Genomic DNA, 23,443 nt, shown 5'->3' with positions numbered 1-23,443 from the left:
ATGAGCACGCGCATCGGCGTTGTCGGCAGCAACATGGTCGATCTTGTCACGTATATTGATCGCATGCCCGAGGCCGGCGAAACACTGGCGGCTCCCGCCTTTTCCATGGGCCATGGTGGCAAGGGCGCGAACCAGGCGACTGCCGCGGCCCGGCTGGGTGGCGACGTGATGCTGGTCAGCCGTGTCGGTGACGACATGTTCGGTGAAGGCACCATCCGAAACCTGGCGCGGAGCGGCATTGACGTCACGCATGTGCGGGCAGTGCCTGGCGCGCAGAGCGGCGTGGCGCCGATCTTCGTGGAGGCCTCCGGCGAGAACCGCATCCTGATCGTCAAAGGGGCCAATGACCGGCTGCTGCCGGAGGATGTGGATGCCGCCGCGCCGGAGTTGAGCCGGTGCGGGGTAATCCTGCTGCAACTCGAAGTGCCACTGGAAACGGTTTACCACACCATCGCCTGGGCAGCCCGACAAGGGATCGAGGTGCTGCTCAATCCCGCGCCCGCCGTGTCCGGGCTCGATGTCGAGCGCATCGTGGACGCGACCTTTCTGATGCCGAACCAGACGGAGCTGGCCATTCTCACCGGCCTGCCAACTGGAAGCCGGTCTGAGGCCGAGGTTGCAGCCCGCAGCCTAGTGGCGCGGGGTGTCCGCAATGTGGTGGTCACGCTGGGTGCTGCAGGCGCGCTGCTGGTGGGCAGGGAAGAAGCGGTGCATGTTCCGGCCGTGCCCGTGAAGCCGGTTGACACAAGTGGCGCTGGAGATGCGTTCATTGGGGCCTTCGCGCAGCACTACGTGGTGTCCCGCGACGTGCCCGCTGCCATGGGCTGGGGTGCCCGCTACGCTGCGGATTCCATCACCCGGCCTGGAACCCAGAAGGCCTTCGCCGATGAAGCCGGGTTCCGCACCTTTCTGGCCGGACTTCCAGCCACGCTTTGAGACGCCCGTACTAAAGGTCGCGTTGCCTGTCGGTGATGCGCTGGCGCGAGCGGTAGAGGTGGTAGCGCATGGCCAGCCCTGCGCCTTCCGCGTCGCGGCGCAGAATAGCATCGGCGACAACTTCGTGCTCTTCCATCACCCGCCGGGCGCGCTCCTCCGAGCCGTCGCGGGTGATGCCGTGAGCCACCGCCATGGCCTGCTGAATGGTGTCGTTCAGGTGGTCCAGAACCTCGACGAAAACGGTGTTGCCGCTGGCGGCAGCCACAGCGCGGTGGAACGCATAGTCGGCGTCCGTCTGCCCTTCCTTGCGCTGGAAGCTGGCCCGCAACACATCAAGGGCGCGGGCGATGACGTCCATCTGGGGCTGGGTCCGCCGCTCTGCGGCCAGCAGGGCGCTACGCTCCTCCAGCGCCATGCGAACCTCCGTGCAGCGGAGCAGGCCCGCCACATCTGAAATTCTGGTCAGGCGCGTGAGATGGCCTGAGGGGCGCTTCTGAACATAGCTGCCAGAGCCCTGGCGCGTCGTCACCAGGCCGTCGGCGTGCAGCCGCATCAGGGCTTCGCGCACCGTGGGTCGGGAAACCTGAAAGGCAGCGCAGATCTGGCTTTCCGAGGGCAGCCGGTCGCCTTCGCGGAGGCGGCCATCAACGATCTGCTCCAGGATCTGGCCGTAGAGCTGGTCGCCCAGCCGCTGCTTCCGCTCCGGGATGAGTTTCATGCCGCCTCGCTGCTTGCGCCCCGCATGGCCTGTCTCATGCGCGGCCGCGGGGCGCAAGCGGTCAGGCGCCGAGGCGTGAAAGGCTGTGCCGCGCTTGCTGCATTTGCTCCAGCGTGCCGAAAGCATTCATGTAGTGGCCGCGAAAGCCTTTGCCCTCGATCAGGCGAAACATGGCCAGGAAATCGAAATCGCCTTCGCCGGGCGGCAGATGGATTTCGTATCCGTTGCGGAAGCAATCCGCCAGCCGCACCTCCTTCACGCGCTGCCAGGGAATGGCGGAAACAAAGCCCTCCACGCCTTCGGGCAGAAGATGCGCATGGTTGGCGGTGAACGACAGGGCGAAGGCAGGGCTGTCGATCTGATCGTAGTAGTAGGCCCACTCCTCCATGGTGTGGGCGAGGTAGTGGACCTCGGCATCCTTCGGCTCCTTGTTCAGGTTTTCCAGAAGAAGAAGAGCGCCCTTCTTCTCAGCGTAGTCGACGATGCGTTTCAGCCGCTCGAGCCCTGCCTCCATCCGCGCCTGTCGGTCGGCGGTGAAATGGTAGCCCGCGTGCACGACGATCCATCGGGCGCCAAGATCGCTGTAAAGGTCGATATAGCCCCGGAGATAGGCGTCGGTTGCTTCGGAAAGGAGAGGGGCGTATTCGGCGACGTTTACGGCCGAGAGGGTGTGCAACCCCAGTTCGATGTTGTTCCGGGCGCAGGCTTCCCGGATGGCAGCGGCGCGTGCCTTGTCGAAACGGGTGAAGGCGTTCTCGCCGTAGTCGAGTTGAATGTCGATGTAGCGCACCTCGTTGCGCGCCGCCCACTCTATGCCATCTTCTAGCTTGGCGCGGCGACCGATGTCGACGCCGATGCGGGTGTAAAGTGCTTCCGTCATGGCGGGTGCCTCCTCAGACAACCTGCTGCGCATGCAGGGCGGCGATCCGATCGGCATCGTAGCCCAGCTCGGCGAGGATGGCGTCCGTGTGCTCACCCAGCCTCGGCGGGTGGCTGCCGATGGTGCTGGGCGTCCGGCTCAGTGTCATGGGCTGCGCCACATAGCCGACGGGTTCGTTGCTGCCACCATTGAGGTAGCTGGCGATGCCGAGATGCTTCACCTGTTCATCCGCGAAGACCTGGTCGATGGCATTGATCGGGCCGCAGGGCACGCCCGCCTCGTTCAGCCGCGCCACCCAGTTCGCGCTGGTATCGGTGCGTGTGACTTCGGCGATCTCGGCGTTCAACGCGTCGCGATTCTGACTGCGCGCGGCGCTGCTGCCATAGCGCGGATCCTCGAGCCATTGCCGGCGATCGAGCACCTCGCAGAAGCGTTGCCAGATTCGCTGACCGGTGGCTGCGATGTTCATGTGACCATCGGCGGTCGGAAACACGCCAGTGGGAATGGAAGTCGGATGGTTGTTGCCGGCCTGCTTCGGTACTTCACCCGCCATCAGCCAGCGTGCTGCCTGGAAATCCAGCATGAAGACCTGCGCCTGCAGGAGGGAGGTCTGTACCCATTGGCCGCGACCGGACACTTCGCGCTCCAGCAGCGCCACCATAATGCCCTGCGCCGCGAACAGGCCTGCACAGAGATCGGCGATCGGGATGCCGACGCGTACCGGCCCCTGGCCCGGCAGCCCGGTGATGCTCATCAGCCCGCCCATGCCCTGGGCGATCTGATCGAAGCCGGGCCGCCCGGCATAGGGCCCGTCCTGCCCGAAGCCGGAGATGGAGGCATAGATGAGGCGGGGATTGATGGCGGCCAAGGTGTCGTAACCGACGCCGAGCCGATCCTTCACGTCGGGGCGGAAATTTTCCACCACGACATCCGCCTCCTGAACCAACTGCTTGAAAATAGCCACTCCTTCAGGGTGCTTCAGGTTCAGAGTCATGCCACGCTTGTTTCGGTGCAGATTCTGGAAGTCCGGCCCTTGCCGTGGGCCACCCATCGGATCACCGGCATCGAGACCCTCCGGCATCTCGATCTTGATGACTTTCGCACCCCAGTCCGCCAGCTGCCTCACGCAGGTGGGTCCCGAGCGGACCCTGGTAAGGTCGAGCACGGTGAAGCGGGAAAGCGCGGTTGAGCTGGACGCCATGGCACGGTCCTCAATGGAGACTGAATTCAGGCTCGCTTATCGAAATGTAAACTGTCAACAGTCAGCATCATTCAGTTGACAGCCTCGGTGGCGGCCGTGCAGCCTCATGCCATGACCACCTCGCTCACCTCTCCACTGGAAATCGTTCGGACCCGCTCCCTGGCATCCCTTGTGGCGCAGGAGATCGAGCGGATGATCCTTTCCGGTACCATCGCGCCGGGCGAGAGACTGAACGAGCAGGCCCTTGCCGTACGGCTTGGTGTGAGCCGTGGCCCGGTACGGGAAGCGGTGCGCGGGCTGGAACGGTCAGGCCTCGTTGTGGCTGTGGTCAACCAGGGTTCCTATGTCCGAAAGATGAGTCCTGACGACGCGCTGGATGTCTATGACATCCGTGTTGCGCTGACAGGGCACGCGGCGGAACGTGTGGCAACGCGTGCGACCAGCGCCTTGCTGGCACCCATGGAGCTTCTGTTGCAGGAGCTGACGGCGGCTGAACGCGCGGACGATGCTGCGGGCTACTACGCGCTCAACCTGAAGTTCCATGCCGCCCTGTTTGAAGCGGCGGGCAACCCGCGCGCTGCCCGCCTCTACGACGATCTGGGCAAGGAACTGCACCTTTTCCGACGCCGGGCGCTACTGCAGCCCGAGAACATGCGGCAATCGAACGCAGAGCATGGCGCCATTCTGGATGCCTTGCGCCGCCGCGATTCCGCCGCCGCTCGCGCCGCGGGCGAGACGCATATCACTGGCGGAAGGGCCCGCTTCGCGGCGAGCCATTCCACGGATCAAGCACAGCCGCAGCAAGCGGCGGGGGGAGGACATGATGCCAGCAGGGATGCCGACGAACCCGGGGGATAAGGAACACGCTGCGGCCAGGGCAACGGCGGAAGGCTTCGCCCTGGGGCGTCGCCGGGCGGTTCTGCTCGGCCTCGCAGGACTTGGCGGGCTAGCCGCGCCGCGGATCGCACGGGGTGCCTCGTCTTTCGGGTCTAGGCCGATCGAGATCGTGACCCACGCCGGCGTCGGCGGCGGCACCGACATCACCGCACGCATGACTGTCGTTGACGCGCCGGCGCTGCTGGGCACCGAACTGATCGTGGTGAACAAGACCGGAGGCAGCGGTGCCGCTGCCCTGGCCTACGCCGCCCAGCGCCCGAAGGACGGGCATACTGTGCTGCTCATGACCCAGACGCACTTGATCACCATGCTGCGCAACCGCACGGCGACGCAGCTGGAAGATCTTGTGGGGATTGCCCGCGCGACGGAAGACCCGCAGATCGTCATGGTGCGCGCCGATAGCCCGCTGCGCTCGGCGGATGAGTTTCTTTCCGCGGGCAAGAGCCGCTCCTTGCGTTTCGGCATCACGCATGTGGGCAGCGTGGACCATGTTGCGACCGTGGGCTTCGCGAAAGCCGCCGGCATCCGGCCGCCGACCGCGGTTCCGTTCCGTGGCGGCGGGGACATCGTCGTGAACGTCGTAGGCGGCAACATCGATGTGGGGCTGTTGAACTTTGCCGAAGGTGAGTCCCAGATCCGCGCCGGCGAGGTTCGCCCGCTGATGGTGCTGGCCAGAGAGCGCGTGGCTTCCCTTCCTGACACCCCGACCGCCATGGAGCAGCAGATCGAGTTCGCGGCCGCCACAACACGTGGCTATGCCGTCATGAAGGGCACGCCTGAGGACCGCATCGCCGCCCTGGAGCAGGGGCTGGTGAAGGCGATGCAGGGTCAGACTTACACCAACTACCTGAAGACCTCCGGCCAGAGTGCGTCCAGCGTTGCAGGGCGGGCGGCTTGGCAGGCGCAGCTCGAGAGCTTCTCGCGCGACAGCCAGCAGGCGCTGGCGGATCTGGGCGTCACCCGATGAGGCGCCAAGCCCCGCGCGGGCTGGGGCTCGACCGCATCTCCGCCATGGCGGTCGGGCTGGTGGCGGTGGTGGCCTTTCTCGGCACTTTCGGTTTCGACGAGGTGCCGGCCTCGCTGATGGAGGGCATGGGGGCCACGGAGTTTCCGCGCCTGATCTGCGGCATCATCCTGCTGTTGGCGGTGCTGCTGTTCCTGACCGGCTCTCCGCCCTCTGACGAGAGCGCGGTGCCGGTGCATTCCTGCACCTGGTGGACGCTGGCTTGCTGCATCGGCTTCTTCGCCGTGCTCGCCCTGATCGGCATGCTGCCGGCGATGTTTTTGTTCCCGATCGTGGTCGGCCGTCTCTGGGGCGAGCGGCGCATGGGCGTGCTGCTCGCCAGCGCGGCGCTGGTCACGCTGGTGGTCTGGCTGCTCTTCGTGCGGGTCTTCCAGTTCACCTTGCCGGGTGGCCTGCTCGGCACCGCCCTGTTCGGCTGAGGAGACGCAGCATGGATGCATTCATCGGCGGCATGGCAATCCTGGCCGACCCCTTTACCCTGTTCATGATCCTGGCCGGCACGGTGATCGGCATCACCGTCGGCGCCCTGCCGGGAATCAGTGGCAGCACCACGATTGCGCTGATGCTGCCGATCACCCTCGGCATGGACCCGGTAGTGTCCTTGGCCTTCCTGGGGTCGATCTACTGCGCCGCCAATTTCGGTGGCTCCATCACGGCGATCCTGGTCAATGCTCCGGGTGATCCCTCGGCATCGGCCACGGCCCTCGAAGGTTACAAGATGGCCGAGCGCGGGGAGGCTGGCCTGGCGCTTGGCATGTCTGCCGTTGCCAGCGCCATCGGCGGGATCTTCAGCGTCGTGGTCATGATCGTCGCAGCTCCGCTCCTTGCGCGCGCGGCCTATCAGTTCGGTCCCCCGGAATATTTGGCGCTGGCGATCTTCGGCCTGTCGATGTGCGCCTCGGTAGGCGGCAGCAGCGCGTTGAAGAACCTGATTGCCGCCGCCTTCGGTGTTTTGCTGGCGACGGTCGGCATTGATCTCACCACTGGCGTGGAGCGCTTCACCTTCGGCTTCTACGACCTGACGGACGGCGTTTCCTTTGTGGCGGCCCTGATCGGCTTGTTCGCGGTAGGGGAGATGCTGGAACAGGCCACCCAGCAACATGGCAAACCTACCCTGCTGAAGATGGATGCGGTGCGGGTGCCCGGCCGAGCCGAGTTCCGCAAATGCAACCGCAGCATCTGGCTGGGCAGTGTGATCGGCACCGCCATCGGCATCCTGCCGGCACTCGGCGCCACGGCGGCCGCCCTGATCGGCTACAACGAGACCCGCCGGTGGTCGAAGCACAAGCATGAGTTTGGACGCGGTTCGATCGAGGGCGTCGCCGGGCCTGAGGCTGCCAACAATGCTGCGGTCGGCGGCTGCATGGTGCCGACCCTGGCACTCGGCATTCCGGGCAGCGCCACGACCGCCATCATCCTCGCAGGGCTTATCGTGCAGGGCGTGCGGCCAGGACCGCATCTCTTCAACGAGCAACCCACGCTGCTCTATGCGGTGTTCGCCTCCATGCTGGCAGCGAACCTGCTGTACCTCGTGATCGGATTGGGCGCGGCCAAGTTGTTCGCACGCATCAGCCTGATCCCGGCTGCCCTGTTATGGCCGGCCGTGTTCGTGCTGTCGGTGATCGGCGCGTACGGCGCCAACCAATCCATGGGCGATGTCTGGCTGATGATGGCATTTGGCGTTCTGGGCTTCCTGTTTCGCCGCACCGGCTTTTCACCGGCACCGCTGATCATGGGACTGGTCTTGGGCTCCATGGTGGAAGAAAGCCTCAAGCAATCGCTGTTGATCTTCGGCGATGATGTGCTGCAAGGCTTTGCCGGGCGGCCTATCGCCATGTCCTTGTTTGTGGTCACCGCAGCAGGGTTGCTGCTGCCGCCTGTCTTCAGGATGTTTTGGCGACAGCGGGGGACTGAAGCGAAGCAGGCCTGACCGGCCGCCCATCCTGGGTCCCGCCTCGATGACGCTTGGTCCCGGAAAGGTGTCATGGGCGGGCTTCGACCTTCGCTGCGTCCAGCAGGTGGAAGCTGACCGCAGCGCCAACAGGACGTTCCGCATCAATGATGCGGCTGTGTCTATCGGCCAGGGTCACGGCGAAGGACCCTTTACGGTGCGCAGTTGGACAGGCAGCCTGCAAGGTCGCGGCGGCACTTCCCGCGGCATGGGCTCCAACAAGGAATCGGCGCTGCCCCTGGCGGTTGTGACTTCGCGGAGGAGCAGGCGGCCTGGTCGTGTGCAGCCTTATGTCGCTGTCGCCGGGACGTTGCCTGGCCGGTGAAGCCTCAGCTGTTATCCGGCTTGGCTCCAGAGGCCTCGATCACCGCTCGCCAGCGCGGCTGGTCCCTCGCCAGGGCTTGTCGGAACGCTTCGGCATCGGTGCCGGTGGGTAGCAGCCCCATCTTCAGCATCCTTTCCCGCGTCTCCGGCTGGCGGATGAAGCCCTGCACGATGGTGGATAGCCGGTCGATCATCGTCTTCGGGGTACCTCGGGGCGCGAACATGCCGCTCCAGCCGATCAGGCTCATGTCGGTCCCCAGCTCCAGAAAAGTGGGTATGTTCGCCACAAGGGGCCAGCGCGCGGGGCCGGTCACCGCCAGACCACGCACTGCTCCCTCCCGCATGGCCGGGTCACCGGTCGAGAAGTCGATGATGAACACGTCCACACGGCCGGCAATCAGCTCCTGCATGGCCATGGGTGCGCTCTTGAACGGCACGTGCAGCATGTCGATGCCGGCGCTCTGCTTCAGCAGCTCGCCATAGACATGAGCGATGGTGCCAGCACCGTTGGAGGCGAAAGTAAGCTCGCCGGGATGGCGCTTCGCGTGGTCGATCAGGGCAGCCAGGCTGTTGATGTGCAAGCCTGACCGCACGTAAAGGCAGTTGGGCGACAGGCCGAACTGGCTGACTGGGGCGAAGTCGCGCAGCACGTCGAAGGTCACGTTGCGGTCGAAGATGGGGTTCAGCAGCAAGCCGCCAGCCACACCACACATCAGAGTATAGCCATCCGCCGCTTCCTGTGCCGCCGCGGAGATGCCGATGGCGCCGTTCGCACCCACCCGGTTGTCCACCACAAAGGGCTGCCCCAGCTCTTGCGCCAGCGCTTGGCTGGCCAATCGGGCCATGATGTCCAGCTGGCCGCCGGCGGCTGCGGGTACGATGACGCGCACTGGTCGCGCGGGGTAAGCCGCTTCGGCACGTAGGCAGGCTGGGGCAGCGAGGAGGGCGGCAGCGGCAAGCAGGCCGCGGCGCCGAACGGGGCATGACGTCATGCTGATCTCCCAAGTGTGCCCCTTGTTCGCGGGGCTAGGCGGCAGGCTAGGCTCAAGGGGCAAGGATGCCCAGGCCCGTAGTTCGGGCGCAGTGTCGGGAACCTGCTGACCTGGGGCTGTGCATTGGCTAGCTTGCGGCAGGCCCGCGGCGACACCCGGTCGGGCAGGAGGAAAATCGGATGGTTCCGCGTCTTACGGCCTTCGCCGTTCTGCTGCCGTTGCTCGGCGCCTGTGCCCCGCAGGGGCAGCCTGATGCCGGCACTCCCACCGCCGACACCACTGCCCGCAAGGCCTATCCGGTCTATTTCGAGCCCTGGTCGGGCGAGCTGGACGAGCCGGCGCGCGAGGGGCTCCGCCAGGCGGCGGCGCTGGCTCGCGCGCACCCGCAGGTGCCGCTGCGGGTGATCGGCTTTGCCGATCCGGAAGGTTCGCCGCAGGCCAATGTCACCCTGTCCCGCCTGCGCGCCGAAATCGTATCGGACGAGCTGCGCCGCAACGGCGTCGCTGCGGAGCGCATCCGGCTCGAGTGGCGCGGGGCAGCCGGCGCGGCGCCGGCGGGGCTGGAAAGCCGGCGTGTCGAGATCCGCATCGACGGCGGTTAGGAGCCGGTCTTTCAACCGCACGGCCCATGCTGCATCTTGCTGCAAAAGGGAGCATCGCCGTGACCACACCGCAGTCTGCCGCCCCGCGGCTTACCGAACTTGCGCATGGCGGGGGATGCGGTTGCAAGCTCGCCCCCGCCGTTCTGCGGGATCTGCTGCGCGACCAGCCGCAGGCCGGGCCTTTCAGTCAGCTGCTGGTTGGAACGGAAAGCTCAGACGACGCCGCCGTTTGGCAGGTGAATGACGAGTTGGCGGTCATCGCCACCACGGATTTCTTCATGCCCATGGTGGATGATCCTCATGATTTCGGGCGGATCGCCGCCACCAATGCCATTTCCGATATCTATGCGATGGGAGGACGGCCCGTGATGGCGCTGGCCATTCTCGGTATGCCGGTGAACAAGCTGCCTCCGGAAGTTATCCGCAGCATCCTGCAGGGCGGCGCCGCGATCTGCGCGGAGGCCGGCATCCCGGTGGCGGGGGGCCACTCCATCGACTCGCCTGAGCCGATCTACGGCCTTGCCGTGATCGGGCTGGGGAACCCGCGGAAGGTGCAGCGCAACACCGGCGCGCGGCCTGGCGATGCACTAATCCTCACCAAGGGCCTGGGTGTGGGGATCTATTCGGCAGCCATCAAGCGCAGCGCTCTTCCGGAGGGTTGCTATGCAGAAATGCTCGCCTCCACGACCCTGCTGAATCGCATCGGCGCATCACTGGCCGACGACCCGGCTGTGCATGCCATCACCGATGTCACCGGGTTCGGCATCGCCGGCCATGGGCTGGAAATGGCGCGCGGCTCGGGCCTGACCCTGAGGATCGAGGCCGGTCGCCTACCCTTTCTGGCCAAGGCCGAGGCGCTTGCGAGCGAAGGCTTCATCACCGGCGCGTCGCACCGCAATTGGGACAGCTACGGTGCCGAGGTCGATCTGCCTCCAGGCTTCCCTGATTCGCAACGGCTTCTGCTGGCCGATCCGCAGACCTCCGGCGGGTTGCTGGTGGCCTGCGAGGCCGCAGCGGCCGATGGGTGGGTGGAGCGGATGCGCGCCGAGGGATATCCCTTGGCCTGCCGCATCGGCAGGGCCGAGGCCGGTCCGCCACGCCTTGTTGTCGCCTGACGCGTTATGTCCTGAGCCAACCCAGCAAGGAAAAGCCATGACGAAGCCAGTTCTGACCGCCCTCTGCCTTGCGATGCTGGCCGTTCCGGCGCTGGCGCAAAGGCCTGCGCCGGAAAGCCAGCGGCAAGGCAAGGAATGCACCGGCTCCACCAAGGCCGAGCCTGCCACGCCGCCTGCCCGGGGACAGGATGGCACGGCGCCTGGCAATGCCGGCTCCACCGGCTGGAGCGGGGGGACGGGAGGCTCCTATATCGGCACCAACCCGCAAGGCAGTTCAGAGGCCTCGCGCACCTGGCAGCCGCCCACGGCGCGGGGGCTGGACCCCTTCACCTATCGGTCCGCCGCTTCCCGCCCCTGCTGAGCGGGAAGTCAGTGCGGCAAGCGCTCTTCCAGGGAAAGGCGCAGCCCGTCCACGTTGAAGAACTCGCCCTGACGGATCAGGCTGCGATCCTCGTGCAGCTTGCGCGTCAGGGCAGAGAGCCTGGACCGGGCCAGCTGGTCATCCACCAGCCCTTCTCGCCCGGCGCGAAAGAACACCGCAGCCGACCATTGTACGCCGGCCCCTGCGAACAGCCGCACCATCTCAGGCCAGCGGGTTTCGTCGCCCATGACATGCACCCATGCCGCGCGCAGTGGCTCCGCGGTGTGATCGGTGATGCGCAGCAACACGAAAAGCATGGTGAAGTCGCCGGATTCGGCATGCGCCGCTGTTAGCCACTCATCGAAATCGGTGGTGTGGCTCATGACACGCCCCGTTCTGGCGGAAGAGAATGGGAGTCGAACCCACCCGGAGCAGTCTCGCTGCCCCACCCGGATTTGAAGTCCGGACGCCCCACCAGGGACGATTCTCTTCCATCCTGCGCTGCATCTTCCGGCATGGGACCGAACAGGTCCAGCCGGTGCGGATTGATGCGCCGCAGATCGCCGCGGCGCAAGGTGACACCATGGCGATCAAAGAAGTCCAGGATCTGGATCGCCACCTTGCGTCCATTATCCATGCGGTCGCGGAAGGCGGCGGCAGCGAACCAGCCGTCGGTGGAATGGCCGGCCACATCGCAGGCAATTGTCACCATCTCAACGATGGTAGCGCGGGCAAAGAAGTGATCCTGCGCCACCTGGTCGACGCGACCCATGCGGGCGCAGCTCTTCATCAGACGTCGCAGCCGCGCTTCCTCCATCTTAAACAGATTGGAGATGTCGCGGATGCGCGGCGGACGGAACCGTGCTTCTCCGCTCAGCAGCGGCAGGATGCGGCCGAACAACGCCTCATCTTCCGTGTCGAGCCGGAGCTGGTGGCCGGGCAGGCGCAGGAATGCGCCTTCCAGCACCAACTCGCCAGCCTGTGAGAGGCGCTCCAGAGCAACACGGAAGGCCGCATCCGGCAGGCGAGGGTGCAGCAGCAGCCGCAGCCTTTCACGGCCGATGCCTTGCTGGTCCGGATGTTCCTCATGGTGCCGCGCGATCCGGTCGAGCAGCTCTGCCCGGAAGCGCTCCCACGCTTCGGCGGAGAACAGGTGGCTTTGTCCTGCCGCCTCCAGCATGTGCGCGCCGAGGAGTTGCCGCAGCGCTCCGCCTTCCGCCTCGGTCAGCGCGTGGTCGCGGGTGAACCCGCGCAGTTCCACCGAGTCGTTTCGCAGCAGGCGCCGGAGCGCGTCCTGCGGCGTGGACTCGGCCAGGGCGGCGAGCCGCTCCAGCCGCTCCGGCGTCCGCCGCTTGCGCGGAGGCGCGCGCAGGTCGAGCAGCGCGCCGCCACCGATGGTGCGCTGCGCCGAAACGTCGCGCAGGATGAAGCGGTCGCCAGTCGCGGCGGCGATCGGGCGGTCGAGCACCAGCTGCACCAGGGCGCTGCTGCCGGGCTGCGGGTCCTGCTCCAGCGGCACGATGCGGACCCCGACTTCTGTGCTGGCGTGGTGCAGCCGGGCGGGAAACCAGGTTCCGAGCGGTTTCGCCTCGCCCGGCAGCACCATGAGACGTGCATCGATCCGATCGGAGGGGGCGTGCAGGGCAGGATGCAGCACCATGTCGCCGCGACCAACAGCCTCGCGCGACACGCCGTCCCCAACAAGGTTGAGCGCGCAGCGCTGCCGGGCCATGCCCCGCTCGGTCGGGCGGTTTTGCGCATGGATGGAGCGGATCCGGGCCGACAGACCGAGTGGCGAAACCGTCACGCTGTCGCCCACTCCGACGCAGCCGGACAGCACTGTGCCGGTAACCACGGTGCCCGCCCCCGCCAGCACGAAGCTGCGGTCCACGGCCAGACGGAAAGCGCCACCTTCCCGCGCCACCAACGTATCCGCCTCGGCCCGCGCCAAGGCCGCGCGCAGCGCATCCAGCCCCTCGCCGGTGCGGGACGAGACCGGCAGCACGGGCGCCGCTTCCAGCCCCGTGCCGCTCAGCAGATCCGCGATCTGCGCCGTGACCGCTTGGCGGCGGGCACCGTCGGCAAGATCGGACTTGGACAGAGCCACAAGACCGCGCCGCAGCCCGAGCAGGTCGAGGATCGCCACATGCTCACGCGTCTGCGGCATGACGCCGTCATCTGCCGCCACCACCAGCAGCCCGAAATCGATGCCGCCGGCCCCGGCCAGCATAGTGTGCACGAAGCGCTCATGGCCCGGCACATCCACGAAGCCGGTGACGGAGCCGTCAGGCTGGCAAAGATAGGCGAAGCCGAGATCGACGGTGATGCCGCGTGCCTTCTCCTCCTTCAGCCGGTCTGTGTCAGTGCCGGTCAGAGCCTTCACCAGCGCCGTCTTGCCGTGGTCGATGTGGCCAGCCGTGCCGACGATCATGGGGCTGCATCCAGAGGCCGCGCCGCGCGGCGTTGCGCCTCGGTGCGGCCGGCTTCATCCAGCGCGGCGCGGGCCGTGGCGAGGAAGGGACGGGCCAGGGCGCTGCCACCAGCCTCCGCGCGCAGCAGCCAGGCCAGCGCGGCCACCGGATCATGAACGGTCCCGGCCCCAAGATGCAGGGAGGCCCCCAGCATCGCCTGTCCATCGGCATCCCCGGCCAGCGCCCCGGATCGCCACCAGCGTGCCGCTTCAGCCGGATCGCGTTCCACACCGAGCGCGTGGTGATGGATCATGCCCAGCCGGGTCATGGAGGAGGCGATGCCGGCTCGGGCTGCGGCCTCGCTCCAATGTCGGGCTGCCACCGGATCGGCGGGAATCAGCTCTCCCTCCAGCAGCATCCAGCTCAGCATGTCCTGCGACGGGGCGTCGCCTTGTTCCGCCGCCTGGCGGTACAGCGTGGCGGCACGAGCCGGATCGGGCTCGACATCGCGCGCGCCGTTCAGAAACAGCGTCGCCAGGTTGCGTTGAGCTGGCGCGTAGCCGGCCTCCGCCGACGCGATAAGCCACCGGACCGCCAGGGGCGGATCCGCGGCTACCCCGATCCCCTCAGCGAAGCAGGCGCCGATATTCGCCTGGGCCCGCGCGTCGCCGGCACGTGCCATTGGCTCCCACAGCGACAAGGCAACGGCGTGCTCGCCCCTTCGGAAGGCGGACAGCGCCTCTTCCATGGGATCGGCCGCGCCGGGCCGGCGGCGCAGGCGGCTAAGCCAGCTCATGCGCGGCGGGGAGGGCGGCCATGGCGGCCAAGAAACGCGCTTCATCGGAAAGACAGCGCAGATCGAGCAGCATGGCTCCGTCTCGGATGCGGCCGATCACCGGGGTCGGCAGGGCACGCAGGGCAGCGGACAGCTGCTCCAGCGCTCCACCTCCATGTGCTGTGAGCCTCAGGGCGTAGCTGGGCATGGTGTTCAGGGGCAGCGCCCCAGAGCCGATCTGGCTGGCGCAGGGGACGGCGTCCACTGTCATCCCCGCCGGCAGGCAGGCGGCCACCGCCGTGACCAGGCGACGTGCCTGGGCCTCGATCTCGGCTTGGGATCGGGCCAGCATGCGCAGCGTTGGCAGGCGTGCGGTCAGTCTATCCGGGTTACGGTAGAGCTTGAGCGTTGCTTCCAGCGCGGCCAGCCGGATCTTGTCCACCCGAAGGGCCCGCTTCATCGGGTTGCGGTTGATGGCGGTGATCAGGTCTCGGCGGCCCAGGATGAAGCCAGCCTGCGGTCCGCCTAGCAATTTATCGCCAGAGAACGTGACCAAGTCGGCACCCTCGGCGATCGCCTCGCGCACGGTCGGCTCCCGCGCCAACCCGTAGCGTGACAGGTCCATCAGCGTGCCGGAGCCCAGATCGTTCAGCAAGGGCACGCCGTGTTCGCGCGCCAGCACGGCGAGGGCAGGGGCGGCGACCTCGGCGGTGAAGCCCTCGATCCGGTAGTTGGAGGTGTGCACCTTCAGGATAAGCCCGGTTTCCGGACGCAGCGCCCCCCTGTAGTCGCGGGAATGCGTCCTGTTGGTGGTACCCACCTCGACCAGCGCGACGCCGGCACGTGCCATGATGTCCGGCATCCGAAAGGCGCCGCCAATCTCGATCAGTTCGCCCCGGGACACGATGGCCTCCCGCCCCGCACCCAGCGTGTTCAGCGCGATCAGCACGGCGGCGGCGTTGTTGTTGACCAGCGTTGCATCTTCGGCGCCGGTCAACTCGCATAGCAGGGAACGTACAAGGTCATCCCGCTCGCCGCGCCGGCCGGTGCCGAGCTCGAACTCCAGCGCCACGGCCTCGCGCATGGCCGTGACGGCGGCCTCGATCGCGGCCTCGGCCAACTGGGCACGGCCGAGATTGGTGTGAAGCACCGTGCCCGTCAGATTGAAGACTGGGCGCAGCTGCGGTTGATCACGTGCTTCCAGCCATTGCGCCGCGCTTTCAGCGACGCCGGCCGCGTCGGGAAGAATGACTGGCATCCCGGCCGCTGGAGCCGAGCGCAACTCCGCCAGCACCTTTCGGGCGGCCTCCGTCACGGCCGCGCGGCCAAAACGTTGCGCCGCCGCCATGCCCACGGGGTCGCTCAGCACACGATCCACGGAAGGCAGACCGCGAAGCATGGCCTTGTCCACCACGGCTCAATACCCGATCAGGAACGGGTTGAAGCCTGCGCGCCGGAACTCGGTCTGCTGCATCAACAGGTCCAGGCCGAGGCTGGCCACATCGTCTGCAAGGGCTTCCAGCGACGGGTTCTTGTTCTGGTACTGCACTTTCACCCAGCCACGGCAGCTGTCACAGGTCTCAGCCTTGATGGTGGCCTCATCGCCATCCTCGGCATGCTTGTACCCGACACCCTTGGTGGAACCGCAGGCCAAGCACTTGACACGCACCTCGTTCCAGAGCGCGCCGCAGAAACTGCAGGCAGCGTAGCGGGCGCCTTCCGCACCCTGGTGACCTGCGATCATGGACACTGCCGGAGGCCCGCCGCAGACGGGGCACAGGCCAGCGCCCACAGGCACCAGCCGCCCTGGGTCAAGGCGGGAGGCCAGCCGGGCGGCATGAATCTGTGTCGCGGCCGACAGGAACAGGTGTTGCGGCAGATCTTCCACCGGTACGGAGGCCGCCACCACATGGGTGAGCATGCCGGCCCGTTCATCGGCCGGCATGGTCTGCAGCGCGGCCAGAGCGCCGGCGGCGGGAGCGGGCATCTCCACTTCAATGACGGCATCCAGGAAGCGCGCCACCGTTTCATGCAGCGCCCCTTCTGCTGGCAAGGTGGCGCGATCCAGCGGTGGCATGCCGTTCTGACGCGCCCGCTCGACAATGTCCGGTGAAAGTGCGGACGTGCCGGGAAGGGAAACGGCAAGCTCCGCCTGAATGCCGGCGATCTGGCTGAGGAAACGGAGATAGGATGCCAGCGGGCCTTGCTGCGCCAGGACGGCGAAACGTTCGGACCGCCGGCGGAACAGGGAGGGTGGATCCGGAAGGATGGCGAAGGGCACCTTCTGAAGGCGCCCGATCGCTGAGGGGTCAGGTTGCGGACCGGAGGTGGTGGACATCAGAACCTCGACGGGCCGGACCGGCCACGTTGTGACAGAAACTTACTCGGCCGGGCCACGCGGGCGCTGCCCGGCGAGTTCCCGCAACCATTTGCGATGATGCCGCCACGCCCACCCTCCGGTGACGGTGCCCCGCGTCATCGCCCGGAGGGTACCGCGCGTCCAGATGGCGGCATAAACGTGCAGGATAAAGATGCAGATGATCAGCACTGCGGAAATGGCATGCACCAGCACCGCCACCCGTCGCAGTGGAATGGAGAAGTAGCCGGCGAAGTATTCTTCCCAGATGGCGATGCCGCTGGCGATCAGCACCAGGATCAGCGCCGTCATGGACCAGAAGATGAACTTCTGGCCGGCATTGTATTTGCCCAGCTCGGGAAGCCGCTCCTCATTCCCCCCAATCACATCCCGGAACTTGGACAGCCAGATGACATCCACTTTTTCCGGCAGGTTGGCACGCCAGAGCTGGAAGAAGAACACGAAGAAGCTCAGGAACAGCACCACGCCGATCCAGGGGTGGAAGGCGCGGGTATTCTGGCCACCGCCGAAAAGCGCGGTCAGGAAGTAGAGTGAGGGGGTGAACAGGGCCAGTCCCGAAATGGCCAGGAGGATCAGGCTGGTGGCCGTGATCCAGTGGTTCGCACGGGCCGCGGGGCCGTAGCGGTTGACCGTGACCGGCTTGCCAGGCCGGATGGCGTCGCCCGGCTGGATACGCTCGGTCATGAGCGGGTCTCCTCATTGGGCGGCGGCACCGGGCGACCTTCCACGAGATCCTCGGCATGAGCCTCGTCCTCACGAGACACCCGATTGGCGCGGCCGAGAACGCCATGAATCATGCTGCCCACTGCCATCACGCCCATGGCGGCAAGGCCGACATACTTGGTCACGCCCTTCCATCCCTCGACCAGCGGCGAGATGCGCGGGTTCTCGGGCAGGTTGGCATAGATCTGCGGCTTGTCGTTGTGGTGCAGAACATACATCACATGCGTGCCGCCCACCCCAGGCGGATCGTAGAGCCCGGCATTGCTGTAGCCGCGCGACTTCAGGTCCTTGATGCGCTCGGCTGCGTGGGCCTTCATATCCTCCTTGGTGCCAAAGACGATGGCCTGAGTAGGACAGGCCTTGGCGCAGGCCGGCCCCTGGCCCACCGCCACGCGGTCCGAGCAGAGGGTGCATTTATAGGAACGGTGATCCGCTTTCGAGATGCGGGGAATGTTGAACGGGCAACCCTTCACGCAATAGCCGCAGCCGATGCAGTTTTCGTGGATGAAGTCCACGATGCCATTGGAATACTGCACGATGGCACCGGGGGCTGGGCAGGCCTTGAGGCAGCCCGGGTCGGCGCAATGCATGCAGCCATCCTTGCGGATGAGCCACTCGAGGTTGTCCGTCTCAGGATTCACCCATTCGGTGAATCGCATGAGGGTGAACATGTTTTCGGTCAGGTCATGCGGGTTCTCATAGACGCCCACATTTTCCCCGATCTCCGGATAGGTGTCGTTCCACTCGATGCAGGCCGACTGGCAGGCCTTGCAGCCGATGCACTTGGAAACGTCGATCAGCTTCGCCACGGGGGTGAGCTGCCGCGAGGGAGGGGGCAGGTCGCTCGTGGCGGAGCGGCGAACCAGATCGGCCTCGCCGAACTGGCTCGCCATAGGTTGGGTCGGCGGGTTGCTGACCGCGGTGCGCGGGCTGTCGCTCATGCCACCTTCCTCACGCGATCACGTTGGGCGGGCTCGTCGGCTCAATATTGACGAGAAACGCCTTGTAGCCAGGGGTTTCGATGTTCGCCTCGCCCACAAAGGGCGATAGCGAGTTCGGGCCGAAGCCCTTCTTGGCTGAGCCGGTGAAGCCCCAGTGCAGCGGAATGCCGACCACATGCACCACCTTGCCGTCGCAGTGCAGTGGGCGGATGCGTTTGGTCACCACGGCCTTGGCTCGTACCGATCCGCGCTTCGACCAAACCCGGACCCATCCGCCGTGGTTGATCGTCCGCAGCGCCGCCAGCTCCTCCGAGATCTCCACGAAGAACTCGGGCTGCAGCGCGGCATTCACCCGGTTGTGCTTGGTCCAATAGTGGAAGTGTTCGGTCAGCCGGTAGGAGGTCGCGGCGTAGGGGAACTCTTCCGAGGTGCCGAATTGCGAAAGGTCGCTTTGAAAGATCCGTGCGACGGGATTGCCACGCATCTTCGGGTTGAGGACGTTGGCGACCGGGCTTTCGAATGGCTCCATATGCGAGGGGAAGGGGCCGTCCCGCATCATTCCACGCGAGAAGAGGCGTGAAACTCCCTCGGCATTCATGATAAAGGGCTGCACATCCTGTGGCCTGGCGTTCACGCCGATGTCCGGGATGTCGTAGCCCGTCCACTTGGTGCCATCCCACTCCATCAGCTTGCGCGACGGATCCCATGGCTTGCCGTTCAGATCCGCCGAGGCACGGTTGTACAGCGTGCGGCGGTTGAGCGGCCATGCGAAGGTCCAGCCGAGATAGGCTCCTGTGTTATCCGGGTCATGATTGTCCCGGCGCGCCATGTTGTTGCCGTTCTCATTGAAGTTGCCGGAATAGATCCAGCAGCCGCACATGGTGGATCCATCATCCCGGAGCTGGGTGAAGTTCAGCACCTGCTTGCCGGCTTCCACCAGCACCTTCGACGGATCGGCGGGATCGCGCAGATCCTGGAGGGCGCGGCCATTGATCTCCTTCGCCAGCTCCTCAGGCTCCGGCTCGCCGGGATCGTGGTAGTCCCAGGACAGATTCAGGATCGGATCCGGGAAAGCGCCGCCTTCCCTGCGATACAGTTCCCGCATGCGCAGGAAGATCTGCGACATGATGTAGGTATCGGGACGCGCCTCGCCCGGCGCGCTGGCCGCCGGCCAGAACCATTGCAACCACCGGCCGGAATTGGTCAGCGAGCCCTGGTCCTCGGCGAAGCAGCGTGTCGGCAGCTGGAACACCTCGGTCTGGATCGCCGCGGGGTCCACATCATTGTACTCGCCATGGTTCTCCCAGAAGCGGGAGGTTTCCGTTTCCAGCGGGTCCATGGTGATAAGAAACTTCAGCTTCGACAGCCCAGCCAGAACCTTTGCCCGGTTGGGAAAGGCCAGCAGCGGATTGAAGCCCTGGCAGATATAGCCGTTGACGTGGCCGGCATTCATCAGCTCGAACATGCGCAGCACGTCGTAGGATGGCACGTCGAGCTTCGGAATGTAGTGGTAGGCCCATTCATTCTCCGCTGTCGCGGCATCGCCCCACATGGCCTTCTGGAAGCTCACCATGAACTTCCGGTAGTTCTGCCAGTAGGAAGTCTGCCCAGGGCGCAACGGCTTGAACTGCCGGCTGGCCATGTAGGTCTCGAAGTCCGGCTCCTTCTCGGTTGGCATGTTCAGATAGCCGGTGAGAAGGTGCGACATCAGGCCCAGGTCGGTCAGGCCCTGAATGTTCGAGTGGCCGCGCAGGGCGTTCATGCCACCGCCACGCACGCCGATATTGCCCAGGATCAGCTGCAGCATGGCCATGGCGCGAATGTTCTGCGCGCCATGTGAGTGCTGCGTCCAGCCCAGCGCATACATCGACGTCATGGTCTTGGTCGGCGTGGAACATTCCGAAATCATCTGCGCCACCTTCAGGAACTTGTCCCGGGGCGTGCCGCAGATCCGCTCAACCATTTCCGGCGTGTAGATGGAGACGTGCTGCTTCAGGAGGTTCCAAACGCAGCGGGGATGCTGCAGCGTCGGGTCGACCTGGGCAAAGCCGTCCTCGCCGATCTCGTAGTCCCAGGAGGAACGGTCGTAGTCGCGCTTCTCCTCGTCATAGCCGGTGAACAGGCCGTCGCTGTAGCCGTAGCCTTCCTTGATGATGAAAGAAGCATTGGTGAAGGCTTTGGTGTACTCCCACTGCACCTTGTCGTTTTCGATGCAGTACCGGATCACGCCAAGCAGGAAGGCGATGTCCGTGCCCTGCCGGATCGGTGCGTAGAAGTCCGACACGGAAGCCGTGCGGGTATAACGCGGATCGACAACGATCAGCTTGGCGCCACGCTGCGCCTTCGCTTCCGTGACCCACTTGAAACCACAGGGATGCGCTTCCGCCGCATTGCCGCCCATGACGACAACGAGGTCGGTGTTCTTGATATCGGTCCAGGCATTCGTCATCGCACCACGGCCAAAAGTCGGGCCCAAACTGGACACCGTAGGGCCGTGTCAGACGCGCGCCTGGTTATCGAATCCTGCAATCCCGAGTGCCTTGGCGACCTTGAAGGTCGTCCAGGCTGTCTCGTTGGTGGTGGCGGAGGCGGCCAGCATGCCTGTGGTCGTCCAGCGGTTGACCGCCAGGCCGTCCTCGTTCTGCGCCAGGAAATTGGCGTCCCGGTCGTCCTTCATCAGCCGCGCAATGCGGTCGAAGGCCTCGTCCCAGGAGATCCGCTCGAACCGGTCCGAGCCCGGGCGGCGCATCATCGGGTGCTTCAGCCGCGTGGGCGACTTCACGAAGTCCCGCAGTGCCGCGCCCTTGGGGCAGAGCGTGCCGAGATTGGTCGGGTGGTCGGCGTCGCCCTCGATGTGGACGACCTCGGCTTGCTCGCCCTTCCGGACGTCACCCTTGGAATAGATGATGACGCCGCAGGCCACGGAGCAATACGGGCAGGTATTGCGGGTCTCCGTGGTGTTGGCGAGCTTCAATGGACGCACATGGGCGGCGATGGCGGCTTCTGCCTCGCTGAAACCCATGGCACCCAGAGATGTCGCCGCGACGCCCGCGCCGGCAGCCTTCAAGAAGCCGCGTCGCGAGAGTTCCATGTTCATGCTGGCCCCCCGTCCATTGAGAAACCTGTTCTCCCAGGAAGAGAAATGCGTACATGGCAGGAAAGTGTCAAGCGCGAACGATTCGCAGTAAGTGCCTGTGCCTATTGAATTACCGGACGAGGCCGATGACCCGCTCGCCATGCGAATAGACTTCGAAACTGGCATCCCGCGCGCGAGCAATCAGTGTCAGCCCACAGGCCTCGGCCTGCCGCACCGCCAGGGCCGTTGGCGCGGAAACGGCGATCAGGATGCCGATGCCGAGCATGGCCGTCTTCTGCACCATCTCCACCGAGACGCGGCTGGTCAGAACCGCCGCGCCGGCGCCGGGATCGATGCTGTTCCGGATCAAGGCACCGCCAAGCTTGTCCAGCGCATTGTGTCGGCCAACATCCTCGCGCAGCAGAGCGAGTCGGTCGAACTGCCAGAAGCCTGCCGCATGCACTGCATGGGTGGCGTGCTGCAGAGCCTGATTTTCGGACAGGCCGAGAAGGGCTTGGCGGATTTCCGCTGGGGTGATCCGCCCAGACGGCGGAAGGAGGGGCAGGGGACGCAACGTTGCCTCAAGGCTGTCCAGCCCGCAAAGGCCGCAACCCACGGGCCCCGCCATATGGCGGCGCCTGTGCTGCAATGCCTCCTGACGCTCGTCGGCCAGTGTCATGCGCAGCTCGATGCCCCGAGGGCCGGGCAAGACCTCCATCTCGGCCATATCGTCCGGTGAGCGGATGATGCCTTCGGTCAGGCTGAACCCCATACCGAAGTCAGCGAGGTCGAGCGGTGTTGCCATCATCACGGCATGGGTGGCCCGGCCGTAAGTAAGGGCCACCGGAACCTCTTCCGGCACGCAGCGCTCGCCCGCTACAGCGCCGCCATCATGCCACCGGGTCAGTCGGTGAGTGCTGTGCGGATCGTGTCCGGCCATCATCCGCGCTCCTCTCTTCCCCTTCGGCGTGCCCAAGGATCGGGCATTGCACCACCAGGGGCAAGGGACGCTAGGCCGCGCTGGAGAGTTGCGCGAGCTCCGCCAGCCGATCGGCCCTTCCACCGAGACCCGGCACTGCCGCAAAGGTTTCCGCGATCTCCAGAAGCATGCGGCCTTCCTGATCCGCTGGAGGGTGACGCTCAAGGAAGGGCAGCAAGGTATCGGCCAGCATGGCCATCAGCGGCTTGAACCGCGCCGCAGCTGCTGGCGAGCCTGCCCAGCCAGGCGCGGCGCCCCACCAGAGGATGTTGAGGAGGCGTTGCGGGGGGGTGGAGGCGAAGATGGCGGCGGTGACGCCGTTGACGGCCTGCAGCAGGGCCTGCTTGACGCCGGCATCGGCTTCGCTGTCCAGATGGGCGCGAAGCTGCCGCAGTTCCTGCTGCAGCCGCTCTGGCGGGCAGGCGGAAACCCGGGCACCGATCATGGTGCCGGTGCTGTCGGCGAAGCCTGTGGGCGCCTCCAGCGCGTTGACCAGCGGGTGGTACTCGTGCTCGCCGCTCCAGTCGAACTGGCCGCGGAAGAAGCTCTCGTCATAGCCCTTGGGCACGCCCAGGAAGCGAACGCCGACATCGCGGCCGCTGCGGGCGATCTCGTACAGCGCGAGCTCCAGCGTGTTGACCGGCCAGCCCAGATCCACCGCGCTCCAGAAGCTGTCGGGCGCCTCGCTGCCGCTCAGCGCCAGCGCGTTGATCAGCAGATGTGTGGCCTGGCGCAGGTTCTGCACGTTGAAGTGCCGGTCGGGGCCGTGCAGCCCCACCATTCCCGCCTCGATGCCGGCGGCGATGTCGCGCGCGATGATGCCGTTCTCCAGCACATGGGTGAAGCGCGTCATGGCAAAGGCGGTGGAGCCGGTGTTCTCGCGCGCCGCCTGCATCCACTGCGCCTCGGCCAGCTTCTTGCTCGCGGTGTAGACGTGGTCGGTGAGGTAGGCGTAGCACTTGCCGGTGGAGGAATAGACCGCGTGCGCCACGCCGTGGCGGCGGCAGGCCTCGATGATGTGGCCGGTGCCGAAGACATTGGTGTCCACCGCCTCACGCACCACCAGCTCGGCCAGGCCGGGCTCGCGGATGCTGGCCAGGTGAAACACGACCTCGGGCCGGGCCTGGGCAAAGGCGGCGTCGATCTGCGCCGGGTCGCGG

General features: G+C 66.0%; 21 protein-coding genes, 1 tRNA gene and 1 pseudogene. 8 read left to right on the top strand and 15 right to left on the bottom strand.

Annotated elements, in window-relative coordinates:
* Positions 1-936 carry a ribokinase gene (gene rbsK / locus ACFOD4_RS21580; protein WP_379599780.1) on the top strand — a complete coding sequence of 312 codons (936 nt, stop codon included), beginning with the start codon at positions 1-3 and terminating at the stop codon, positions 934-936.
* Between the two features lie 10 nt (positions 937-946).
* On the opposite strand, the gene ACFOD4_RS21575 is transcribed toward rbsK, so the two are convergent.
* The 3 genes from ACFOD4_RS21575 to ACFOD4_RS21565 all read right to left on the bottom strand — a co-directional run bounded on the left by ACFOD4_RS21575 (position 947) and on the right by ACFOD4_RS21565 (position 3,735).
* Positions 947-1,654 carry a FadR/GntR family transcriptional regulator gene (locus tag ACFOD4_RS21575; protein WP_379599779.1) on the bottom strand — a complete coding sequence of 236 codons (708 nt, stop codon included), beginning with the start codon at positions 1,652-1,654 and terminating at the stop codon, positions 947-949.
* 61 nt (positions 1,655-1,715) lie between these two features.
* Positions 1,716-2,534, bottom strand: coding sequence for a sugar phosphate isomerase/epimerase family protein (locus ACFOD4_RS21570; RefSeq protein ID WP_379599778.1), 819 nt, complete (start codon positions 2,532-2,534; stop codon positions 1,716-1,718).
* A 13-nt stretch (positions 2,535-2,547) separates the two neighbouring features.
* On the bottom strand, positions 2,548-3,735 hold the full coding sequence (locus ACFOD4_RS21565) for a CaiB/BaiF CoA transferase family protein (RefSeq protein WP_379599777.1): 1,188 nt from the start codon (positions 3,733-3,735) through the stop codon (positions 2,548-2,550).
* 111 nt (positions 3,736-3,846) lie between these two features.
* Between ACFOD4_RS21565 and ACFOD4_RS21560 the strand changes: the two genes are divergently transcribed.
* The 4 genes from ACFOD4_RS21560 to ACFOD4_RS21545 are packed head-to-tail and all read left to right on the top strand — an operon-like array spanning position 3,847 to position 7,586.
* Positions 3,847-4,593: a GntR family transcriptional regulator gene (locus tag ACFOD4_RS21560; RefSeq protein WP_379599776.1), complete on the top strand. Its 747-nt coding sequence runs from the start codon at positions 3,847-3,849 to the stop codon at positions 4,591-4,593.
* Positions 4,571-5,599, top strand: coding sequence for a tripartite tricarboxylate transporter substrate binding protein (locus ACFOD4_RS21555; protein ID WP_379599775.1), 1,029 nt, complete (start codon positions 4,571-4,573; stop codon positions 5,597-5,599). The genes ACFOD4_RS21560 and ACFOD4_RS21555 overlap by 23 nt, the downstream gene beginning before the upstream one ends.
* Positions 5,596-6,075 (top strand): tripartite tricarboxylate transporter TctB family protein, encoded by a 480-nt coding sequence (locus ACFOD4_RS21550; RefSeq protein WP_379599774.1) that lies wholly within the window; start codon positions 5,596-5,598, stop codon positions 6,073-6,075. Before ACFOD4_RS21555 ends, ACFOD4_RS21550 begins: the two co-directional genes overlap by 4 nt.
* An 11-nt stretch (positions 6,076-6,086) precedes the next feature.
* Positions 6,087-7,586: a tripartite tricarboxylate transporter permease gene (locus tag ACFOD4_RS21545; protein ID WP_379599773.1), complete on the top strand. Its 1,500-nt coding sequence runs from the start codon at positions 6,087-6,089 to the stop codon at positions 7,584-7,586.
* A gap of 350 nt (positions 7,587-7,936) precedes the next feature.
* On the opposite strand, the gene ACFOD4_RS21540 is transcribed toward ACFOD4_RS21545, so the two are convergent.
* A complete protein-coding gene (locus ACFOD4_RS21540; protein ID WP_379599772.1) occupies positions 7,937-8,923 on the bottom strand; it encodes a Bug family tripartite tricarboxylate transporter substrate binding protein in 987 nt (328 codons plus the stop codon).
* Between the two features lie 179 nt (positions 8,924-9,102).
* Here ACFOD4_RS21540 and ACFOD4_RS21535 point away from each other — a divergent pair, with 179 nt between their 5' ends.
* Genes ACFOD4_RS21535 through ACFOD4_RS21525 form a run of 3 tightly spaced genes read left to right on the top strand, consistent with a single transcriptional unit; the run spans position 9,103 to position 11,001 of the window.
* Complete coding sequence (locus ACFOD4_RS21535) at positions 9,103-9,525, top strand: OmpA family protein (protein ID WP_379599771.1); 423 nt, start codon at positions 9,103-9,105, stop codon at positions 9,523-9,525.
* A gap of 59 nt (positions 9,526-9,584) precedes the next feature.
* Positions 9,585-10,640 carry a selenide, water dikinase SelD gene (gene selD, locus ACFOD4_RS21530; protein WP_379599770.1) on the top strand — a complete coding sequence of 352 codons (1,056 nt, stop codon included), beginning with the start codon at positions 9,585-9,587 and terminating at the stop codon, positions 10,638-10,640.
* A 37-nt stretch (positions 10,641-10,677) separates the two neighbouring features.
* The gene (locus ACFOD4_RS21525; protein ID WP_379599769.1) at positions 10,678-11,001 is read left to right on the top strand and encodes a hypothetical protein; all 324 of its coding nucleotides are present in this window, start codon (positions 10,678-10,680) and stop codon (positions 10,999-11,001) included.
* Between the two features lie 8 nt (positions 11,002-11,009).
* Here ACFOD4_RS21525 and ACFOD4_RS21520 read toward each other — a convergent pair whose 3' ends face one another.
* The 11 genes and pseudogenes from ACFOD4_RS21520 to ACFOD4_RS21470 form a co-directional block, all read right to left on the bottom strand.
* Entirely contained in the window at positions 11,010-11,384 is a 375-nt protein-coding gene (locus ACFOD4_RS21520; protein ID WP_379599768.1) for a hypothetical protein, read from the bottom strand.
* 14 nt (positions 11,385-11,398) lie between these two features.
* A tRNA-Sec gene (locus ACFOD4_RS21515) sits at positions 11,399-11,494 on the bottom strand.
* 114 nt (positions 11,495-11,608) lie between these two features.
* Positions 11,609-13,432, bottom strand: a pseudogene (gene selB, locus ACFOD4_RS21510) (selenocysteine-specific translation elongation factor); the annotation flags it as partial.
* A complete protein-coding gene (locus tag ACFOD4_RS21505) occupies positions 13,429-14,208 on the bottom strand; it encodes a tetratricopeptide repeat protein (RefSeq protein ID WP_379599767.1) in 780 nt (259 codons plus the stop codon). The gene ACFOD4_RS21505 and the pseudogene selB, both read right to left, overlap by 4 nt.
* Entirely contained in the window at positions 14,195-15,586 is a 1,392-nt protein-coding gene (gene selA / locus ACFOD4_RS21500) for an L-seryl-tRNA(Sec) selenium transferase (protein WP_379599766.1), read from the bottom strand. Before selA ends, ACFOD4_RS21505 begins: the two co-directional genes overlap by 14 nt.
* An 18-nt stretch (positions 15,587-15,604) precedes the next feature.
* Entirely contained in the window at positions 15,605-16,525 is a 921-nt protein-coding gene (fdhE, locus tag ACFOD4_RS21495) for a formate dehydrogenase accessory protein FdhE (protein WP_379599765.1), read from the bottom strand.
* 42 nt (positions 16,526-16,567) lie between these two features.
* On the bottom strand, positions 16,568-17,248 hold the full coding sequence (locus ACFOD4_RS21490) for a formate dehydrogenase subunit gamma (RefSeq protein WP_379599764.1): 681 nt from the start codon (positions 17,246-17,248) through the stop codon (positions 16,568-16,570).
* Complete coding sequence (gene fdxH, locus ACFOD4_RS21485) at positions 17,245-18,228, bottom strand: formate dehydrogenase subunit beta (protein WP_456316918.1); 984 nt, start codon at positions 18,226-18,228, stop codon at positions 17,245-17,247. The genes ACFOD4_RS21490 and fdxH overlap by 4 nt, the downstream gene beginning before the upstream one ends.
* 10 nt (positions 18,229-18,238) lie before the next feature.
* Positions 18,239-21,325 (bottom strand): formate dehydrogenase-N subunit alpha, encoded by a 3,087-nt coding sequence (fdnG, locus tag ACFOD4_RS21480; protein ID WP_379599763.1) that lies wholly within the window; start codon positions 21,323-21,325, stop codon positions 18,239-18,241.
* Between the two features lie 109 nt (positions 21,326-21,434).
* Positions 21,435-22,244, bottom strand: a complete 810-nt coding sequence (gene fdhD, locus ACFOD4_RS21475) for a formate dehydrogenase accessory sulfurtransferase FdhD (protein WP_379599762.1) — start codon at positions 22,242-22,244, stop codon at positions 21,435-21,437.
* Between the two features lie 70 nt (positions 22,245-22,314).
* Positions 22,315-23,443 (bottom strand): polysaccharide biosynthesis protein (locus tag ACFOD4_RS21470; RefSeq protein WP_379599761.1); only part of this gene is annotated, 1,129 nt, incomplete at its 5' end.

It is taken from the genome of Teichococcus globiformis (assembly GCF_042646265.1).
In the GTDB taxonomy this organism is placed as follows: Bacteria; Pseudomonadota; Alphaproteobacteria; order Acetobacterales; family Acetobacteraceae; genus Pseudoroseomonas; species Pseudoroseomonas globiformis.
Note: the sequence above shows the minus strand (reverse complement) of the source record. Positions and strands in the feature narration are given on the sequence as shown.

Bases quoted from the DNA above. Each gene is read 5' to 3' on its own strand.
- ACFOD4_RS21550 (WP_379599774.1), top strand. From the start codon at position 5,596: ATGAGGCGCCAAGCCCCGCGCGGGCTGGGGCTCGACCGCATCTCCGCC.
- ACFOD4_RS21560 (WP_379599776.1), top strand. From the start codon at position 3,847: ATGACCACCTCGCTCACCTCTCCACTGGAAATCGTTCGGACCCGCTCC.
- ACFOD4_RS21575 (WP_379599779.1), bottom strand. From the start codon at position 1,654: ATGAAACTCATCCCGGAGCGGAAGCAGCGGCTGGGCGACCAGCTCTAC.
- ACFOD4_RS21555 (WP_379599775.1), top strand. From the start codon at position 4,571: ATGCCGACGAACCCGGGGGATAAGGAACACGCTGCGGCCAGGGCAACG.
- ACFOD4_RS21505 (WP_379599767.1), bottom strand. From the start codon at position 14,208: ATGAGCTGGCTTAGCCGCCTGCGCCGCCGGCCCGGCGCGGCCGATCCC.
- ACFOD4_RS21490 (WP_379599764.1), bottom strand. From the start codon at position 17,248: ATGACCGAGCGTATCCAGCCGGGCGACGCCATCCGGCCTGGCAAGCCG.
- ACFOD4_RS21565 (WP_379599777.1), bottom strand. From the start codon at position 3,735: ATGGCGTCCAGCTCAACCGCGCTTTCCCGCTTCACCGTGCTCGACCTT.
- fdxH (WP_456316918.1), bottom strand. From the start codon at position 18,228: ATGAGCGACAGCCCGCGCACCGCGGTCAGCAACCCGCCGACCCAACCT.
- ACFOD4_RS21525 (WP_379599769.1), top strand. From the start codon at position 10,678: ATGACGAAGCCAGTTCTGACCGCCCTCTGCCTTGCGATGCTGGCCGTT.
- ACFOD4_RS21540 (WP_379599772.1), bottom strand. From the start codon at position 8,923: ATGACGTCATGCCCCGTTCGGCGCCGCGGCCTGCTTGCCGCTGCCGCC.
- ACFOD4_RS21570 (WP_379599778.1), bottom strand. From the start codon at position 2,534: ATGACGGAAGCACTTTACACCCGCATCGGCGTCGACATCGGTCGCCGC.
- rbsK (WP_379599780.1), top strand. From the start codon at position 1: ATGAGCACGCGCATCGGCGTTGTCGGCAGCAACATGGTCGATCTTGTC.
- selA (WP_379599766.1), bottom strand. From the start codon at position 15,586: ATGCTTCGCGGTCTGCCTTCCGTGGATCGTGTGCTGAGCGACCCCGTG.
- ACFOD4_RS21545 (WP_379599773.1), top strand. From the start codon at position 6,087: ATGGATGCATTCATCGGCGGCATGGCAATCCTGGCCGACCCCTTTACC.
- ACFOD4_RS21520 (WP_379599768.1), bottom strand. From the start codon at position 11,384: ATGAGCCACACCACCGATTTCGATGAGTGGCTAACAGCGGCGCATGCC.
- ACFOD4_RS21535 (WP_379599771.1), top strand. From the start codon at position 9,103: ATGGTTCCGCGTCTTACGGCCTTCGCCGTTCTGCTGCCGTTGCTCGGC.
- fdhD (WP_379599762.1), bottom strand. From the start codon at position 22,244: ATGGCCGGACACGATCCGCACAGCACTCACCGACTGACCCGGTGGCAT.
- fdhE (WP_379599765.1), bottom strand. From the start codon at position 16,525: ATGTCCACCACCTCCGGTCCGCAACCTGACCCCTCAGCGATCGGGCGC.